The sequence below is a fragment of the Pseudoalteromonas sp. UBA6610 genome, from assembly GCF_002433295.1.
Lineage (GTDB): Bacteria > Pseudomonadota > Gammaproteobacteria > Enterobacterales > Alteromonadaceae > Pseudoalteromonas > Pseudoalteromonas atlantica.
Window position 1 is genome coordinate 1 of sequence record NZ_DJHW01000028.1, and the last position, 18,318, is coordinate 18,318.

At 41.8% G+C, this 18,318-nt stretch carries 18 protein-coding genes; 9 read left to right on the top strand and 9 right to left on the bottom strand.

Annotated elements, in window-relative coordinates; all coding sequences use genetic code 11:
- The 6 genes from B4F91_RS04110 to B4F91_RS04135 all read right to left on the bottom strand — a co-directional run.
- A partial coding sequence (locus B4F91_RS04110) for a PQQ-dependent sugar dehydrogenase (protein WP_024031553.1) occupies window positions 1-1,092 on the bottom strand: 1,092 nt, incomplete at its 3' end.
- A 30-nt stretch (window positions 1,093-1,122) separates the two neighbouring features.
- On the bottom strand, window positions 1,123-3,012 hold the full coding sequence (gene parE, locus B4F91_RS04115) for a DNA topoisomerase IV subunit B (RefSeq protein WP_055254871.1): 1,890 nt from the start codon (window positions 3,010-3,012) through the stop codon (window positions 1,123-1,125).
- 26 nt (window positions 3,013-3,038) lie between these two features.
- Window positions 3,039-3,608, bottom strand: coding sequence for a YqiA/YcfP family alpha/beta fold hydrolase (locus tag B4F91_RS04120; RefSeq protein WP_004587965.1), 570 nt, complete (start codon window positions 3,606-3,608; stop codon window positions 3,039-3,041).
- On the bottom strand, window positions 3,593-4,378 hold the full coding sequence (locus B4F91_RS04125) for a metallophosphoesterase (RefSeq protein ID WP_286937195.1): 786 nt from the start codon (window positions 4,376-4,378) through the stop codon (window positions 3,593-3,595). Before B4F91_RS04125 ends, B4F91_RS04120 begins: the two co-directional genes overlap by 16 nt.
- Entirely contained in the window at window positions 4,365-4,823 is a 459-nt protein-coding gene (locus B4F91_RS04130) for a DUF1249 domain-containing protein (RefSeq protein WP_286937193.1), read from the bottom strand. The genes B4F91_RS04125 and B4F91_RS04130 overlap by 14 nt, the downstream gene beginning before the upstream one ends.
- 26 nt (window positions 4,824-4,849) lie before the next feature.
- The gene (locus B4F91_RS04135) at window positions 4,850-5,476 is read right to left on the bottom strand and encodes an NUDIX domain-containing protein (RefSeq protein WP_004587962.1); all 627 of its coding nucleotides are present in this window, start codon (window positions 5,474-5,476) and stop codon (window positions 4,850-4,852) included.
- Between the two features lie 150 nt (window positions 5,477-5,626).
- On the opposite strand from B4F91_RS04135, the gene tolC reads away from it, so the two are divergent.
- From tolC to B4F91_RS04150, 3 genes are all read left to right on the top strand, one after another.
- On the top strand, window positions 5,627-6,982 hold the full coding sequence (gene tolC, locus B4F91_RS04140; RefSeq protein ID WP_029772380.1) for an outer membrane channel protein TolC: 1,356 nt from the start codon (window positions 5,627-5,629) through the stop codon (window positions 6,980-6,982).
- 97 nt (window positions 6,983-7,079) lie between these two features.
- The gene (gene lpxL, locus B4F91_RS04145; RefSeq protein WP_054983765.1) at window positions 7,080-8,009 is read left to right on the top strand and encodes an LpxL/LpxP family Kdo(2)-lipid IV(A) lauroyl/palmitoleoyl acyltransferase; all 930 of its coding nucleotides are present in this window, start codon (window positions 7,080-7,082) and stop codon (window positions 8,007-8,009) included.
- A 38-nt stretch (window positions 8,010-8,047) separates the two neighbouring features.
- Complete coding sequence (locus B4F91_RS04150) at window positions 8,048-8,620, top strand: TcpQ domain-containing protein (RefSeq protein WP_121636998.1); 573 nt, start codon at window positions 8,048-8,050, stop codon at window positions 8,618-8,620.
- 63 nt (window positions 8,621-8,683) lie between these two features.
- On the opposite strand, the gene glnE is transcribed toward B4F91_RS04150, so the two are convergent.
- Window positions 8,684-11,482 carry a bifunctional [glutamate--ammonia ligase]-adenylyl-L-tyrosine phosphorylase/[glutamate--ammonia-ligase] adenylyltransferase gene (glnE, locus tag B4F91_RS04155; protein WP_286937192.1) on the bottom strand — a complete coding sequence of 933 codons (2,799 nt, stop codon included), beginning with the start codon at window positions 11,480-11,482 and terminating at the stop codon, window positions 8,684-8,686.
- A 78-nt stretch (window positions 11,483-11,560) separates the two neighbouring features.
- On the opposite strand from glnE, the gene B4F91_RS04160 reads away from it, so the two are divergent.
- The 6 genes from B4F91_RS04160 (at window position 11,561) to ruvX (ending at window position 15,986) form a co-directional block, all read left to right on the top strand.
- Window positions 11,561-12,454: a hypothetical protein gene (locus B4F91_RS04160; RefSeq protein WP_024031545.1), complete on the top strand. Its 894-nt coding sequence runs from the start codon at window positions 11,561-11,563 to the stop codon at window positions 12,452-12,454.
- Between the two features lie 81 nt (window positions 12,455-12,535).
- Window positions 12,536-13,012, top strand: coding sequence for a hypothetical protein (locus B4F91_RS04165; RefSeq protein WP_024031544.1), 477 nt, complete (start codon window positions 12,536-12,538; stop codon window positions 13,010-13,012).
- Window positions 13,013-13,084: 72 nt separating this feature from the next.
- The gene (gene rsmE / locus B4F91_RS04170) at window positions 13,085-13,819 is read left to right on the top strand and encodes a 16S rRNA (uracil(1498)-N(3))-methyltransferase (RefSeq protein WP_024031543.1); all 735 of its coding nucleotides are present in this window, start codon (window positions 13,085-13,087) and stop codon (window positions 13,817-13,819) included.
- A 75-nt stretch (window positions 13,820-13,894) separates the two neighbouring features.
- Window positions 13,895-14,845, top strand: coding sequence for a glutathione synthase (gshB, locus tag B4F91_RS04175; protein WP_029772385.1), 951 nt, complete (start codon window positions 13,895-13,897; stop codon window positions 14,843-14,845).
- A gap of 124 nt (window positions 14,846-14,969) precedes the next feature.
- Window positions 14,970-15,527 carry a YqgE/AlgH family protein gene (locus tag B4F91_RS04180; protein WP_004586843.1) on the top strand — a complete coding sequence of 186 codons (558 nt, stop codon included), beginning with the start codon at window positions 14,970-14,972 and terminating at the stop codon, window positions 15,525-15,527.
- Window positions 15,528-15,536: 9 nt separating this feature from the next.
- Window positions 15,537-15,986 carry a Holliday junction resolvase RuvX gene (gene ruvX / locus B4F91_RS04185; RefSeq protein ID WP_004586842.1) on the top strand — a complete coding sequence of 150 codons (450 nt, stop codon included), beginning with the start codon at window positions 15,537-15,539 and terminating at the stop codon, window positions 15,984-15,986.
- Between the two features lie 133 nt (window positions 15,987-16,119).
- Here the strand turns inward: ruvX and B4F91_RS04190 are convergent, their stop codons facing one another.
- Entirely contained in the window at window positions 16,120-17,253 is a 1,134-nt protein-coding gene (locus B4F91_RS04190; RefSeq protein WP_064385708.1) for a PilT/PilU family type 4a pilus ATPase, read from the bottom strand.
- A gap of 9 nt (window positions 17,254-17,262) precedes the next feature.
- Window positions 17,263-18,303 (bottom strand): type IV pilus twitching motility protein PilT, encoded by a 1,041-nt coding sequence (locus B4F91_RS04195; protein WP_004586840.1) that lies wholly within the window; start codon window positions 18,301-18,303, stop codon window positions 17,263-17,265.
- Between the last annotated feature and the right edge of the window lie 15 nt (window positions 18,304-18,318).

Sequence of the window (18,318 nt, forward strand, 5' to 3'; positions counted from 1 at the left end):
GTTTTTCTTATAGCTTACGCGGTAGATCACGTTTGCGTAATCGTCGCTTATTAGCAGACTGCCGTCATTTAATTGTGCAAATGCAACTGGGCGTCCAAAGGTTGTTTCGTTATGCATAAAGCCGGTAATAAATGGCGTGTATTTAGTAATACGCCCTTGCTCTACATTGGCTACAGCCACTTTATAACCTGATTTTTTAGTACGATTCCACGAGCCATGTTCAGCAACAAATAGCTGCTCTTTGTAAGAGCCCGGGAACTGTTTACCGGTATAAAAATGAATGCCAAGTGGCGCAACGTGAGCTCCTAGCGCAAGCGCTGGCGGGCTGTAGTCACTAATGTTTTTACCTTTACCAAACTCAGGATCTGCAATGGCACCGGCGTGAACGTAAGGAAAACCAAAGTGCTCGTTTTCTTTACTTACGCGGTTAATTTCATCAGGTGGAATATCATCACCCATCATGTCGCGGCCGTTATCGCTAAACCATAATGCTTGCGTGCTTGGATGAAAGTCAAACCCCACTGAGTTGCGTACCCCTTGGGCTATTGTTTTAATTTGTTTGGTTTCTACATCAAGTGCAAAAATACGCCCGTAACGCTCATCTTCGGCGCATATATTACACGGAACACCAACCGGAATAATAAGCTCGCCAGTGGGTGCAAAGCGTAAAAACTTCCACCCGTGGTGACGATCCGATGGCAACGCGTTGTAAACCACGTCAAATTTAGGGTCTTTTAACTGCGTGTCTACGTTTTTAAAGCGAATAATACGGTGTACTTCACCTACGTATAAGTCGCCATCTTTAATTGCTAAACCAGAGGGCATGTTTAGCCCCTCAGCAATCACCATTTTTTTATCTGCTACACCATCACTGTTATGATCGATTAACGCATACACATTTCCTGCTTTGCGCGAACCTGCGTAAACAATGCCTTTTTTTGATACTGCTATTTGGCGTGCATTTTCAACATCATCAGCAAATAAGCTTACCTCAAACCCAGGTGCTACGGTGAGTTTGTCTAGTATGTCTTTTGCCATTGCTGGGGCTGTTGTTAAGCCAAGCAATAATAAACTTCCTAGTATTTTATTCATTTGCCTCTCCAAGTGTTAAACACAAGCTTATTATACCTGTGCTTTATTACCGTGATCTTCTAGCCACTGGCGTCTGTCTGACGAGCGCTTTTTAGCAAGTAGCATATCCATCATTTCTAATGTTTGCTCTTCTTCATCTAGCGTAAGTTGCACTAAGCGGCGAGTATTTGGGTCCATTGTCGTTTCGCGCAGCTGCAGCGGGTTCATTTCGCCCAGCCCTTTAAATCGTTGCACGTTTACTTTACCGCGCTTTTTCTCTGCTTCTATGCGGGCCAAAATACCTGTTTTTTCATCTTCATCGAGGGCGTAATACACCTCTTTACCAATGTCGATTCTAAACAGCGGTGGCATAGCTACGTATACATGTCCTGTTTTAACCAGTTGCGGAAAATGACGCACAAACAAAGCACACAATAAGGTGGCAATGTGTAGTCCATCCGAGTCAGCATCGGCCAATATACAAATTTTATTATAACGCAGGCCGGTTAAATCAGTTGAGTCTGGGTCAATACCCAGCGCCACCGAAATATCATGCACCTCTTGCGAGGCTAATATTTGCCCTGATTCAACTTCCCACGTATTCAAAATTTTACCGCGCAGTGGCATTATTGCCTGAAACTCACGATCGCGCGCCTGCTTAGCCGAGCCACCTGCTGAGTCACCCTCTACCAAAAATAGTTCTGTACGGTCGTTATCGGCTGCACTGCAGTCGGTTAGTTTACCGGGTAACGCAGGGCCTGAGGTAACGCGTTTACGCACTACTTTTTTAGCCGCTCGCAATCGGCGCTGTGCATTTGAAATACACAGTTCAGCAAGCAATTCTGCAGTGTCTGTGTGCTCGTTTAACCATAAGCTAAATGAGTCTTTAACCACACCCGATACAAACGCTGCACATGAGCGAGAAGAAAGCTTTTCTTTAGTTTGACCAGCAAATTGTGGGTCTTGCATTTTTACCGATAACACATAGCTACAGCGCTCCCAAATATCATCTGGGGTAAGCTTTACGCCACGCGGTAATAAGTTTCTAAATTCACAAAATTCGCGCATTGCTTCAAGTAAGCCTTGGCGCAAACCATTTACGTGTGTACCACCTTGTGCGGTAGGAATAAGGTTTACATAGCTCTCAGCAATCGACTCACCGCCCTCAGGTTGCCATACAACAGCCCAATCAGCCCCTTCAATCGAGCTTGAAAACTCGCCTACAAATGGGTCTTTTGGCAGTACTTCAAAGCCTTTAACAGCTTCAATTAAGTAGTCCTTTAAACCTGTTTCGTAAAACCATTCTTGCGTTTCTTTAGTTTGCTTATTAACAAACTTAATGCGCAAGCCTGGGCATAAAACCGCTTTAGCTTTTAATAGGTGGTTTAATTTAGTAATTGAAAAGTTAGCTGAGTCAAAGTAACTCGCATCGGGCCAAAATCGAACGGTAGTACCGGTGTTGCGCTTACCAACAGTGCCAATGACATTTAAGTCTTCAACTTTATCACCGTTCTCAAAGGCCATTCTAAATTGTTGAGCGTCGCGCCTTACCGTTACTTCAACACGGTGCGATAACGCATTTACAACCGAAATACCTACCCCGTGTAAACCGCCCGAAAACTGATAGTTTTTGTTAGAGAATTTACCACCTGCATGCAGCTTGGTAAAAATCAGCTCCACCCCAGGAATACCTTCCTCAGGGTGAATATCTATAGGCATACCACGGCCATCGTCTATAACTTCAAGAGAGTTATCTTCGTGTAAGATCACATCAATTTTAGTGGCATGGCCCGCCATGGCTTCATCGACACTGTTATCGATAACCTCTTGGCCTAAATGGTTTGGACGTACCGTGTCGGTATACATACCGGGGCGGCGTTTTACCGGCTCTAATCCATTGAGAACCTCAATGGCTTCGGCGTTATAATTTTGCTGACTCATAATTTTTATCTTTATATGCGCTTAGGCTAATTTGTTTTAGGTAATTTAAGAAACTCTACAATACTATCTAAGGTGCGTTCAAAACCAACAAAGCTGTGATCGCCACCAAACTCAACTAACTGTTTGCATTGTGAAAAATAATTTACTGCGTGTTGATAATTTAACACTTCATCTCCCGTTTGCTGCAACAAATAGAGCAGTTCGGGGGATGTTAATTTAGGCACATACAATGCTTTTAAAGCATCCATGTGGCTGGTATTTAACTCATAATGATAATCTTGATACGGATTATAATTGTGGCCAATAAGCGGCGCTAATAAGTTAAATGGTGCTACTGCTGGGTTTATTAATGCTGCTCGCAGGTTATAACGCTGCGACAAGTAGGTGGCATAAAACCCACCTAGTGAGCTCCCAAGTAACGCGGTATCTGGCGTTAATAAATGCTCAAGCTGTAAAATAGCTTGTAAGGGCTCGTGATTTAAACGCGGTACGCAATAGTCAACGTCATAGTTTGCCATAAGCTCGCCAAAGCGCACAGCTTTATATGATTTTTCAGAACTATTAAAGCCATGAATATAAATTACGCGTTTAACCATACAACATCCGTTTTAACTGTTAAAGCATTGTCCTGTGTAGTTAAATGCAACATTCGATAAGCGGGGCCGTGGTTTTCTTGCTGCCATTGCGGGCAATTTTTTGTAAATTGCACCGAACTGGCGGGCGTTGCATAAATACTCAGCTCTCTAAAAGTTTGCGTATAGTGATTATGCACATGACCGTGCAGCAACGCCGCTACATTAGCGCTATTAACTAACACGTTTAATAACTGCGGGCCGTTTTCAAGCATGTGTTTATCAAGATAGCCATTAATAGCAAGCGGGTTGTGATGACAAAACACCACATGCTGCGATTGCGAACTTGCTAAACAATCCGCAATTTCATTTAAGTGCTCACTAGACACCCACCCTGCAGGTGTAGGGCCTTTTGAGTTTATAAGTAGCAGCTCAAATCCTTGTGCGATAATGCGTTTAGCTGACACTATTTGCCCACCACTGATACGATTAAGCATGGCAATTTCATCATGATTGCCTGGTACCCAAAATATTGGGCAGGTCAAATCAGCGTTATTAATAAGCTCGGCAAATAATAAATAAGACTCAAAACTATGATCTTGTGTTAAATCACCACCAAATATAACCGCATCTAATGACTGCGAGGCCATGTGCGCTAATGCTTGTGCAAAATGTGCGGCGGTGTTTACGTTAAAGTACTCTGCGTTAGGGTCGGCAAATAAATGGCTATCGGTTATATGCGCAACACGCAGCGATGAGCGATTAAAGTGATAATGTTCATCAAACCAAGCCATTGTTTATATCCCAGTTTAGTACTGCTCGGCCATGCTCTACACAGGCTGCTAACCAGTCATATAAAAATGCATTAAGTTGATACTTTTCATCTTTTTGGTGCATTTTAGGATTTGGATAACCATAAGATGGCTTTATCCGTTGATGATAATCGTGATGAATAATTTCAGCCACTTTTGCATCTTGATAAAGCCTTATTGTTAAATACAAAGGAGAAACGCCTTTAACCATCCCTGTTAGCTGTTTGATAGAAATATCCAGTGTGTACTTAGCACTATCGTCAATGATAATGGCAAATTCACTATGACCTAATTTAACTTTACGCACACTATTAGCGCTGCGCTCTTTAGGTAATAGCTTTGAAAGACGTACGTAATTATGCTCGCAAAGCGTCATGTACTTTGGGAGGCTCTGAATATATCGTTGGGTTGCTAAAAGTGCTGTCAAAGTACCGCCGTATTAAAAAGTTAAAATTATGTCCACTTACTGCTTATTTTTTCACGATTTAACGCCAACCACTGTAAACAGATTACCGTTGCCGCGTTATCTATTTCACCGTTATTGAGGCGCGAAAGCGCATCATCAAGGCTTAAAATATGGGTTTTAATGTCTTCACCTTCGCTTTCAAGGCCATATACACCACTTTGTACTTGGCTTAAATCTGCCCGTGCTAGGTATAAATGTAAGCGCTCAGTGGTACCGCCCGGACTTGAAAGGTAAGAGAGCATAAATTCAAGATCAGTAAGCTCAAGCCCAGCCTCTTCATAAGCTTCTTTTTTTACCACCCCTTCGTAATCGGTACTGCCATCGGTCATACCGGCAATACATTCTAGCAGCCAGGGCGAGTGTTTGCTGTTAATAGCGCCAATACGTATTTGCTCTATTAAAAGTACACTTTGCGTGGTTACATCATAAGGTAGAACAGCAATGGCATCACCCCGCTCTAGTATTTCGCGCTTTATAAGTTGCGATGTACCACCATTAAACAGGCTATGCTCAAACTCATACATATCCACCTTAAAAAAGCCATTATACAGACTTTTAACTGCTTTTAAGCTCACATCTTTATGTGTAAATTGAACCAAGCTTTTATCTGCCATATTATACATCCCGCTTATTTAAACGATTAAAGTTTGTTAATATATTCTGTTACATTTGAACATACAGTTTTACTAATTTCTTTTTTAGTTATTAAGCAAAACACGTTACCATGCTTTTAGTACAAAATTTGTCTAAGGACTGAACCTAACATGAAAAAGAACATCCTTGCAGCGCTCGTTAGTTTGTCGTGCGCATTAGGCACAACCACAGCAAGTGCTGAAGATTTAATGCAAGTTTTTGAAATTGCTACAGCTAACGATCCCACTGTTTTAAAAGCAAAAGCCCAAGCAGATGCGCAATCTTACGAAAGCGATTTAGCAATGAGTGCATTACTGCCGCAAATTGGCGTAAGCATGGGCTATGAAAAAAGCGATTCTACCTCTTTTCAGAGCGTTGGTGATTTAGCTGACCAAGTTAAAATAAACAGCGATACCGACCAATTCACGCGTGGTGTTAGTTTAAGCCAAACCTTATTCGACTTAGGCGCATGGAATACACTTGATATTGCCGAAAAACAAGCGCTGCAAGCCAATGCGCAATACGATAACGCAAAACAAAACTTAATTGTGCGCGTTGCTGAAGGCTATTTTAACGTATTAAGCGCCATTGATAACCTTGAATTTGTGCAAGCCGAAAAGCGTGCCATTGAACGCCAGTTAGAGCAAACCAAACAGCGCTACGCAGTTGGCCTTACAGCAATTACAGATGTTCACGAAGCGCAAGCACAATACGATAACTCAGTAGCACAAGAAATTATTGCCAGTAATGCCGTTGAAACCGCACGCGAGCAACTGCGTGAAATAACCGGTAAGTACCACGCAAAACTTGATTTTTTAAACACCGAAACATTTTCAACAGTAAAACCGGTTAAAAAATCGACTGACTTTGTAAAAGTAGCTGAGAACAATAATATCAGCTTACAAGTGGCTAAAGTCACGGTTGATATTGCTAAGGATCAGATCACGCTTGCTAAAGCTGGCCACTACCCAAAGCTAACACTTGATGCCAGCTACGGTGATTCTTTAACTGACCAAAATATAAATGGTTTAAGCTTTAACGACCAACCTCGTGCCGACTCAACATCGGTTGCCGTTAATTTAAGTGTTCCTCTGTACACAGGCGGCGCAACCGTAGCTGCAACTAAACAAGCCCGTGCATTTTATGTTTCAGCCAGCCAAGATTACGAAACAAATTACCGCGCCGTAACGCGTACCGTTATTACCTCATACAACCAGGTTGTATCAGACATCGCGACTTACAAAGCTCTAGAGCAAGCTGTGGTATCAGCGCAAAGTGCGCTTAAAGCAACAGAAGCTGGCTTTGAAGTAGGCACGCGTACTATTGTTGATGTGCTTGTAAGCACGCAAAACTTGTATGATGCTAAGCGTAACCTAGCTGATGTACGCTATCGTTACGTGTTATCTACACTTCGCTTAAAGCAAGCTGCAGGTACACTAACAAGTGCCGATTTACTGGGTATTAACCAAGGCTTAAAAAAAGCCTAATAAGTTAAAAAGTAACGTTTAAAGCCAGCCATTGCTGGCTTTTTGTATTTTATAACACTAAGCGTTAAACTAGCGTTTTTATTTTAGAGAGTATTTTGTGGTCACCTCATCTCCTTTTAAAGCCTCGTTTTTAGGCCCTCGTTATTGGCTAACGTGGATTGGCGTTTTCTTTTTGTATTTGATTTCGTGGTTGCCACAAAAAATTCAGCTTAGCTTAGGTAAGTTATTGGGACGCTTAGTACATAAATTTATGAAACGTCGTCGCCATATTGCCGAGGTTAATATAAAGCTGTGTTTTCCTGATATGAGCGAAGCCGAGCAACAACAGCTTGTGCTAAAAAACATGGAAAATACCGGTATTGCCATGGTTGAAACTGGCATGGCTTGGTGGTGGCCGCAGTGGCGCGTTAAAAAAGCGTATGGCTCTATCAAAGGATTAGAGCACTTTGAGCGCGTGCAGGCTCAAGGTAAAGGCGTATTGCTATTGGTGCCGCATATTTTACATTTAGAAATGGCGAGTCGTGTTATGGGCACCAAATGCCAAGGGCTGGGGTTTTACCGCCCACACAACAATGCACTCATGGAATACTTTACAACCAATGGCCGCCTTCGTTCTAACGAGTATTTAATTGGACGAAAAGACGTAAAAGGCTTGTTAAAGTCACTAAAAAATAAAAAGGTGTGTTATTACCTACCCGACCAAGACTACGGCCGTAACCGCTGTGAATTTGTGCCTTTTTACGCAGTGCCAGATACAGCCACAACCACAGGTACATTACTTTTTGCAGCAAGTAAACACTGCGAAACCATGAGCCTAATTAGTCGTCGTGATGAGCACGGTAAATACCATTTAGAAATTGTACCTGAGCTTGAAAATTTCCCAAGCGGCGATGATAAAGCAGATGTAACACGTGTAAATCAGCGCGTTGAGCAATCAATTAACGCAGCGCCTGAGCAATACATGTGGCTGCACCGCCGTTTTAAAACACGCCCTGATAAAAATACCCCTTCTTTTTATAAAAAGTAGTGGTATAAATAAATAATGATAATAAATGAGCATGAGTTATGTGGTTTTGGGTTAAGCATTTAATACTAGCAGTTGCATTAATTTTACTGGCTATCTATGTGTTAGTCGGTACGGGTCCATTGTTTGACATAAAAGAGACTAAAAACGCAGCTGCCGAGGGGCTTTCTCGCTTTTATTCGTCTATCCGTAACCAAGTTAAATCCGATAAGGAGCGCGATAAGTTTGTACTGCAGCTTAAAAAGCCAGAGCAAACACTTGATCGTGTTTTAGCAGAGCGCGGCAGAGCCGTTGACCCTATGCCTGCTAGCTGGACAGGAACAAGTGAACCAAGACGCTTTGAAAACGGCTCAACGTTAAAAGGCGTACTGGACCAATACGCTAAAAGCGAAGGTATTCAATTATATTGGTATTTGAGTAAAGACTACGTTGTAAAAGATTATTTTAGGGTTGATAGCAGTTTTACCTCAGCGCTTTACCAAGTTGGTAGTGCAATTAATGATGACTTTGAAAATGAAGTTTATACTTTTTTTTGCTTCAGACAGCGCGCAGCGGTGATCACTGAATTACCTTCTGAATTTGTGCGCAGCAATTGTTTAAAGCTTAATACTTAGCAGCGTAAATAAACCAAACCCACACATAATAAAAACCCAAGCCTGTGCTTGGGTTTTTAATGTTTATGTTTCTAGTTCAAATATTGCATTCCAGCATGCCGTTACACTTTCTATATCGGTTTGATACTCCTTACGCGACACCAAGCGACCTTGCTGATTTAGGCTTAAAACGTGGTAACGTGAGCGATAATCAATATACGCCTGGATTAACTGCTGCTTTTGGGCTTTAGTGATACACCCAATCGCGGCAGCGTCTGTAAGTATTCTTACATTATCGGAAAACACCGTTAGCTGGCTAAACTGATTTGCGTTTTTGAGCACTAGGTATTGAGTTATAAATTCAATGTCGGTCATGGCGCCTACATCTTGTTTTAAATCAAATTGCTCAGAGTTTCCCTTAGCTAAGTGCGTGCGCATTTTTTCGCGCATTTTAAGCACATCCTGTGTGAGTGTATCTACATCGCGTGGGGCACATAATATCTGTTTACGAATTTGTGCAAAACGCGCTCTTAGCTCATCTTGGCCTAATATAACGCGGGCGCGCACAAGCGCTTGGTGCTCCCAAGTCCATGCTTGAGTTTGCTGATAATGATTAAAGCTCTCTAAGTTAATAGCCAATAAACCAGAGGCGCCTTCAGGGCGCAGGCGTGTATCAAGCTCATACAATATGCCCGAGGCGGTACGGGTATTAAATAAATGCATTAAGCGCTGTGCAAGTTTTAAATAAAACTGTCGTGAGGTAATCGATTTATCGCCATTGGTACTGCTATTACCGTCGTGATTATGCACAAACACAAGGTCTAGGTCGGAGTCGTAGCCTACTTCAAAGCCGCCCGTTTTACCGTACGCAATAACGGCAAAGCCTTTGTGTTCATCATCTGTGTTTGGTGGCATGCCAAAGCGCTTAACCGTGTTATACCACGCTATATTAACGGCTTGGTCTACCACAGCCTCGGCAAGAGCCGTTAAGTGATCGCTTACTTTCATAACATCAATCACACCGGTTGCATCGGCAGCCGCGATACGTAATTGATGTGTTTGCTTAAATTGCCTAAGCGCTTCCATTTGTAGCTCTAGGTCGTCGTGTTCTATACGTAAAAAATATTGCCGTATTTCATCTTTATAGGCGCTCAACGGCGTAGGTTTGTAAAGGGCAGCAGGGTCTATTAGCTCATCAAGCAAAATAGGATAACGGGAAATATGCTCCCCTATCCATTTACTATGGTAACATAATAAAACAAGCTGCTTTAGCGCACCTTGGTTTTCGTAAAGCAATTCAAGGTAAGCAGTACGCGATACAATTTTATTTAAAATTTGGCATACCAAGGTAAATGTCTCACCACTGGCATTAAAGTCACTGAGCTGTTTGAGCAATAAAGGCATTAGCTTGTCGAGAATATCTCGCCCACGATTACCTATATTTACCTTACTCAAACGTTGTTTAAAATCATGAAGTGGTACTTGCCACTGATCTTTTATATCGTTTAAAAAGCTAACATCACCATGATCCCAAGCACTTATAAACGCACCTTCGCAGGTATCAAGGGGAACAGTTTCCTCCCCTATCACCAATAAAAATTCATCGTGAATTTTGGCCATGACCTGCTCAATCTCGCTCATGGTATGGTCAAAGCTTTCAGACTCGAGTAAGTAATTTAAGCGCTCCTGATTAAGCTCATCATCGGGCAGGGTTTGTGTTTGTTGATCGTCAAACATTTGCAAATATTGCTCTACTTTACGTAAGTGTAGGTAGTTGCGCTTTAGCTCATTCGCTTCTTGCTCATCCATCGCTTGGTTTAACGTTAACTGCTCTAAGGCATACAGTAACGATTGGGTTTGTAAGTTAGCTTCTCGCCCACCACGCACCATTTGCAAAGCTTGTACAATAAATTCAACCTCGCGAATGCCACCAGCACCTAGTTTTATATTGTTGGTCAGGCGTTTTCGGCGAACCTCTTGGGCTATCATAAGCTTCATTTTTCTGAGCGATTCAATCACCGAAAAATCAATATATCGACGATAAACAAAGGGTTTTAAAAGCTGTATAAATTCATCCCAATATTGATTGGGTGTGCCAATTAGCCGCCCTTTTAGCATGGCGTAACGTTCCCAATCGCGCCCTTGCTCTTGGTAGTAATCTTCTATGGCGTGAAAGCTCATCACTAAAGGCCCACTTTCACCAAATGGGCGCAAGCGCATATCAACCCTAAATACTTGGCCATCACCGGTTACTTGATTAAGTGCATTAATCAGTTTTTGTGCTACTTTGGTGTAAAAGACTTGGGCTTCAATACGTTTACGCCCACCTTGGGTCGGTACATTGCGCGGATAGGCAAAAATTAAATCTATATCTGATGAATAATTAAGCTCGTGGCCGCCCAATTTACCCATGCCTAAAACCATTAAAGGCAAAGAGTTACCTTGCTCATCTAATGGCTCCCCTGCTGTTTTTGCCGTTTGCGCATGGGCCCATCTATTTGCGCTATTAATTAGCATATCAGCTAATAGGCTTATGTATTTTATGCTGTCACTGATTGGGTTATCGCAACACAAATCGAGGTACGCTACTTTTAACCAGTATTTTTCTCGGTACTGTCTTAAAATCTTATTGCACTGGTTTTCATCTACTTGCTGCAAGTCAAGACCGTCGAATGGCGCGGGCACGTCTCGGCTAAATTGCTCATCGGGGTTTATTAACCAGTCTTTTAATTGAGGTTGCGACTCTAAACTACGAAAAGCAAAGTCGCTCAAAGCACATAATTTTACAACTTCTTCTTGTATAGGTTGCTGCGGATACAGCTGTGCAAAGCGTGTTGAGCCAAGTTTTTGTAATTGAATAGGAAGTTGCATTTTGTTACTCATCAATCCTCTCTTTTATATATGCGCTAACCATACTAGAATAACTAAAACCAAGAAAGGTTATCTCTACTTAGGATCAGCATGTCATATTTATCATTATCTAACACTAGTTTAGTTGCGATTGCCATTAGTTTTGCGGTTATATGCATTACTATTTTTAGTCTTAGAATTGTCGCTCAAATAAAAGCAAAACAGGCACTTAAAGATGAACTAGCGCAGCATGATAATTTTGCAATGGGGATTAGTTTCGCCTCAGAAATTACCGTGGTTATTGCCACTATGGCGTTTTTATTTGATGAAATAAGTATGAGTACGGCACAACATAATCCATTAAAAGTGGTTATTTTAATTGTTCTATTATTTACATTTATAAAAGCCGGACATTTAATTCATAGAAAATGGATATTACATAGATTTAATGAAGAAGCTGCTATATTAAAGCAAAATGTATGCGCTGCATTGGTTGATTCTGGTATGTTATTAGCCAACTGTATTATTGCACTTGGCTTGTATACCTGGACTCATGCACAAGGGTTTAGTAACTTACTTATTGCTTTTGTTAGCTTTTTTACGCTACAAGGGATGTTTGCGCTAGATAGCAAAATCCGTGAATACCGCTTCGCTAAAGCAAACCAAGGTGCCTCACTGCAAAGTAACTTTAACCTAGAAAACACCTCTATTGGCATTAGATACGCAGGAAAATCAATAGGTTTAGCCCTAGCCGTGTATGCAGGATTATCTAGTGCGGCCTTTCAAAATGGAAAAATGGTCGAAAATATATTTACACTGGTAATGCATTGCGGTGTAATGTGGGTGTTATTATATTGTTTAAGTTTTGTAATAAAAGCAATTTCATTACCCAATATTGATGCCGCTTTAGAGGTCGACCATCAGGACAATATAGGCATAGCATGCATTGAGTTTGCTGTTTTTTGTGCTATAGGCTATTTACTTATTAGCATGTTTTCACTTTAACGCCACGCTATTAAATAAGTCGCCAAGCGCCCCGTATTTAGTTAACTGGCATAACACATTTGCATAAAGCAACGGGGCCCTATGTCATTTGAAGTAACTAACTATTTGTTAATTGATATAGATAACGAATTTAGTCGTACATTTGCCGAGTATTATTTTAAGCACGCGGCACCCAATACACCCAGCACCTTAATAGTTGCAGGCAGTAACACCCGTAAGCTGGTAAAAATGATGTTTGACGAACTCATTAAAGACTATTGCTATTGCGACCTAGAAAACGAAATTAGCGTATCTGAACTGGCCACTTACCTACACGAGCACCACGATATTCAGGGCGTGTTATTTAATAACACCGACTATCTACTTGCCGACGACAAACAACGTTTTATATATAACTCCCTGCATGAAAAACGCTACGTAGTTAGCTTTGACGACAACGGCTATACATTTAATCGTATTACTGACGAAGGCTTTAAAAATCACTTATCGTGCGATACCGATATTGCCGAAACACCTAAAGATTTAATCGCACTTGCCAAGGCACTTAAACAAAAATAAATAATTGCGTACAACGCCCTGCTTACTTACCATAGCGCTATACACCTTTACGCTATAAAATAAGTGACCCCCATGCGAGTACCTCATATTTATCAGGCATCGAGTATTGCCTTAAACACCCCGGTTTCTTTAAACGACGATGCAGCGGGCCATATTGGCCGCGTATTGCGCATGAAAGTAGGCGAACATGTGTCTATTTTTAATGGCGAAGGCGGTGAATACTTCAGTGAAATTATTGAGGTAACTAAAAAATCAGTTGTTGTTATGCCACAACGTTTTGATGAGCATGATGTCGAATCGCCGCTTAAAATTCATTTAGGGCAATGCGTATCACGTGGCGACAAAATGGACTTTACCATCCAAAAATCTGTTGAGCTTGGTATTAGCGAAATCACCCCTATTTTTAGTCAGCGCTGTGGCGTTAAACTCAGTGGCGACCGATTAGAAAAAAAACACCAACAATGGCAAAAAATTGCAATTTCAGCCGCCGAACAATCGGGGCGTAACTTTGTACCAGTTGTTCACACACCGGTTGATTTAAAGCAATGGCTTGAACAACAAACAGACGCCATTAAGCTCACTTTGCACCCTCGTGCCGAGCACAGCATTAAAACAATAACCGTTCCAAGCGCCGGTGTACGCTTTTTAGTAGGCCCTGAAGGCGGCTTTACCGATGAAGAAATGCTGCAAACTAAAGATCAGCACTTTGTTGATATTCGCTTAGGGCCGCGCGTTTTACGAACAGAAACGGCCGCTTTAACGGTCTTAAGTGCATTACAATTACAATTTGGCGATTTAGCTAATTGAAATAGCTCAATGGCACCCTCATATTAAAACTATTAACACTCTAGTAGTCATTATAATTAGATTAAGGCACAGCGCATGGCGATAAAGTTAGGTATTATTTCTGATCCTATTAGTGGATTTAACATCAAAAAAGACACCGGTTTTGCAATGATGATGCAAGCGCAAAAACGTGGCTACGAAATTTACTACATGGAGATGGATGACTTATCGCTTCGCCAAGGTAAATCGTATGCAACCGCAGCAAAAGCGCAGGTATTTAACAACACCGAAAAGTGGTACGAACTTGAAGAAAAAACCACAATCGCGCTTGCCGACCTAGACGTTATTTTAATGCGAAAAGATCCACCGTTCGATACGGAGTACATCTACGCAACTTATATCTTAGAGCGTGCAGAGCAAGAAGGTACGTTAATTATTAATAAACCACAAAGCCTGCGTGATGCTAACGAAAAGCTATTTACAGCGTGGTTTAGCGAGCATACGCCAGATACGCTAGTAACGCGCAGCCAAGCTCAAATACGCGCGTTTTTAGCTGAGCATAAAGACATTATTTTAAAACCACTCGATGGCATGGGCGGCGCATCTATTTTTCGTATTAAAGAAGATGATGCAAACATTGGCGTTATTTGCGAAACCTTAACTGAGCATGGTAGTCGCTTTGCCATGGTGCAAAATTACATTCCAGAGATCAAACAAGGCGATAAACGCGTATTGGTTGTTGATGGTGAAGTGATTCCGTATTGTTTAGCGCGTATTCCACAAAATGGTGAAACCCGCGGTAACTTAGCTGCAGGTGGCCGTGGTGAAGCCCGCCCACTTAGCGAGTCAGACCTTAAAATAGCTCAAGCAGTTGCCCCTACGCTTAAAGAAAAAGGGTTAGTGTTTGTAGGGTTAGATATTATTGGCGACAAGCTCACCGAAATTAACGTAACAGCACCAACCTGCGTACGTGAAATTGAAGCCGCTTACGATATATCTATTACCGGTATTTTGTTTGACGCAATTGAGCGTAAGCTCGCTAAATAAACACCATTTAAAAGTCCATTAATTTAAGTATTTCATACAATTAATGGACTTTTTATACGCTACGTATATATCTATGCCATACTCAAAGTTCAATAAGTATTCATAAACTAAAAGGGTGAAATCTATGCAATCATTAGAAAATCATTTTTTAATCGCTATGCCGTCGATGCAAGACCCTTTTTTTAAACGTGCCGTTACCTATATTTGTGAGCACAATGAAGATGGGGCTATGGGATTGGTGATCAACCAGCCTATTGATGTGACCGTTGGTGAGCTTTTAGATAAAATAGAAATAGACAACGACAAAACCCAACAAGCCGCGCAAGTCTCTGTGTTTGCAGGTGGTCCGGTTAAAACCGACCGAGGTTTTGTACTTCATTCACCTCAGCCAGGCTATTCTGCAAGCCAAAAGCTTAGCAGTGATATAATGATCACCACATCAAAAGACGTACTTGCCAACCTGACCACCGCCCACGCACCTGAGCAATTTATTATTACGCTTGGTTATTCGGGCTGGGAGCAAGGACAACTTGAGAAAGAGCTTTTAGATAACAGTTGGTTGATCATTAAAGCCGATCCGAAGATCATTTTTGATACGCCGGTAGAAAAACGCTGGGAAAAAGCAGTTTCAATGCTAGGCTTTGATGTTAGCCAACTTTGCAGCGAAGCTGGACACGCTTAAAGAACGATAATGACGAAAAAAAACCTTAAGCCGCAAGGCCAGCGCACCGTAATGGGCTTTGACTTTGGCACCAAAAGCATTGGTATTGCCATAGGACAAGAGCTCACAGGCAGTGCGTCTAGCTTAAAAGCGGTAAAAGCCCAAGATGGTATTCCTAATTGGGATCATATTGCGGTTCAAGTTAAAGAGTGGCAACCCGACTTAATGGTCGTCGGGTTACCCCTTAATATGGATGGTACTTCGCAAGAGGTAACCTTTAAGGCTAAAAAGTTTGCTAACCGCTTGCACAATCATTACGGCATACCGGTGCAAACACAAGATGAGCGACTCACAACCGCCGATGCAAAAGCGCGTTTATTTGAACACGGTGGCTATAAAAATTTAGGGAAAGGAAATGTCGATAATATGTCGGCAGTGATTATTTTAGAGAGTTTTTTTGAAGCCAGTTATGGTGAATAAGTAATGCCGACTCCTTTAATTACGTAATCTATTTTAAAGGTAGAAAAACACCGCAGTGGTATAAAACGTTATAAGTAATTTTATCCATAAAAAAAGCGCCCAGCGGCGCTTTTTTTATGGATAAAATGCAGTGTTAATTGCTGTTTTTATCATCTAGTCCATCAATGGTTACACCTTGTAAAAATCCTGCACCTTGTTGCTCATTATTGCGCAGCTTAATCATTAAGCGTAAATCGTTTGGCGAATCAGCATGATGTAGTGCATCGGCGTAATTAATACGCTGCTGTTTGTATAGCTCAAATAAGGCTTGGTCAAAGGTTTGCATACCCATTTCTTTAGACTTAGACATGGCCTCTTTTATGCCACCAATATCCCCATTTTTAATTAGCTCTGCCACCATGGGTGAGTTTAATAATATTTCAATCGCGGCTACACGCCCTTCCCCATCAGAAGTGGGAATAAGTTGCTGGGCAACAATGGCGCGTAAATTTAGCGCTAAGTCGTACTTAAGCTTGTCGTGTTTTTCTTTAGGCACTAAGTGCATAATACGGTCAATGGCTTGGTTGGCATTATTAGCATGCAATGTAGCCACACATAAGTGACCCGTTTCGGCAAAGCTCAGTGCGTATTCCATGGTTTCTTGCGAGCGTATTTCACCAATTAAAATAACATCGGGTGCTTGGCGTAAAGAGCTTTTAAGTGCCGATTCAAAGCTGTCGGTATCAAGCCCTACTTCGCGCTGAGTAATAATACTTTTACGGTGCTCGTGCACAAACTCAATCGGATCTTCAATGGTGAGTATATGGCCGCGCTGGTTGCGGTTTCTGTAGCCAATTAAGGCAGCCAGTGAAGTTGATTTACCCGTGCCAGTACCACCAACAAACAGCACTAACCCGCGTTTTGACATAATCACATCGGTAAGGGTAGAGGGCAGCCCTAAATCACTTACATCAGGTATTTGCGTTACAATGCGGCGAATAACCATACCCGCTCTATCGCGCTGCCAAAAAGCCGATATACGAAAACGCCCTTCGTCTGTGGCTATCGCAAAGTTACACTCTTTAGTGGTATGAAACTCGTTTTTTTGTTTATCGCTCATCGCTGATTCTACAAGCGCAAGCGATTGCTCATCACTTAACTTATCGTCGCTCAGAGCGATAAGCTCACCATTAATTTTTGCACTGACTGGTAATTGGCTAGAGACAAATAAATCCGAGCCTTTTTTATCAATCATTATGTGTAAAAAGTGATTTAAAGATAAATTCATAATATGTCCTTAGCCACCAAACTGGGTTTTATCTTGGGCTTTTTCTTTTGCGGCTGCGGTTGTCACAATGCCGTGATTAACTAAATTATTTAAACATTGATCCATGGTTTGCATACCGTGTGATGCACCCGTTTGGATAGACGAATACATTTGTGCAATTTTATCTTCACGAATTAAGTTACGAATCGCCGGTACACCAATCATAATTTCGTGCGCGGCCACGCGTCCACCGCCAATTTTTTTAAGTAGTGTTTGCGAAATAACGGCGCGCAGTGACTCAGAAAGCATTGAGCGCACCATATCTTTTTCTTCACCTGGGAATACATCAATAATACGGTCAATCGTTTTTGGTGCCGAGGTGGTATGTAGCGTACCAAACACTAAGTGGCCGGTTTCTGCGGCGGTCATCGCAAGGCGAATAGTCTCTAAGTCACGTAGCTCACCAACGAGTATTACATCCGGGTCTTCACGCAGCGCGCTGCGCAGTGCATTAGAGAAGCTGTGCGTATCTCGGTGTACTTCACGTTGGTTAATAAGACTGAGTTTATTATCGTGTACAAATTCGATAGGATCTTCAATCGTGAGGATATGGTGATGTTTTGTTTGATTTATATAATCGACCATAGCCGCAAGCGTTGTTGATTTACCCGAACCAGTTGGGCCGGTAACCAATACTAAACCACGCGGGTTATCTGATATTGTTTTAAAAATATCTGGCGCACCTAAATCTTCAAGCGTCAGTACATCGCTAGGGATGGTACGAAACACCGCTGCAGGGCCGCGGTTTGAGTTAAATGCGTTAACACGAAACCGAGCAAGGTTAGGCACTTCAAACGAAAAATCCACTTCTAGATTTTGTTCGTAGTCCTTGCGCTGATTATCGTTCATAATGTCGTAAACAAGGCTGTTTACATCTTTGTCTGCAAGTGCAGGTATATTAATGCGGCGAACATCACCATCTACGCGTATCATAGGTGAAACACCTGACGATAAGTGTAAATCAGATGCTTTGTGTTGCACACTAAACGCTAATAATTCGGTAATATCCATTTATGACTCCACAAC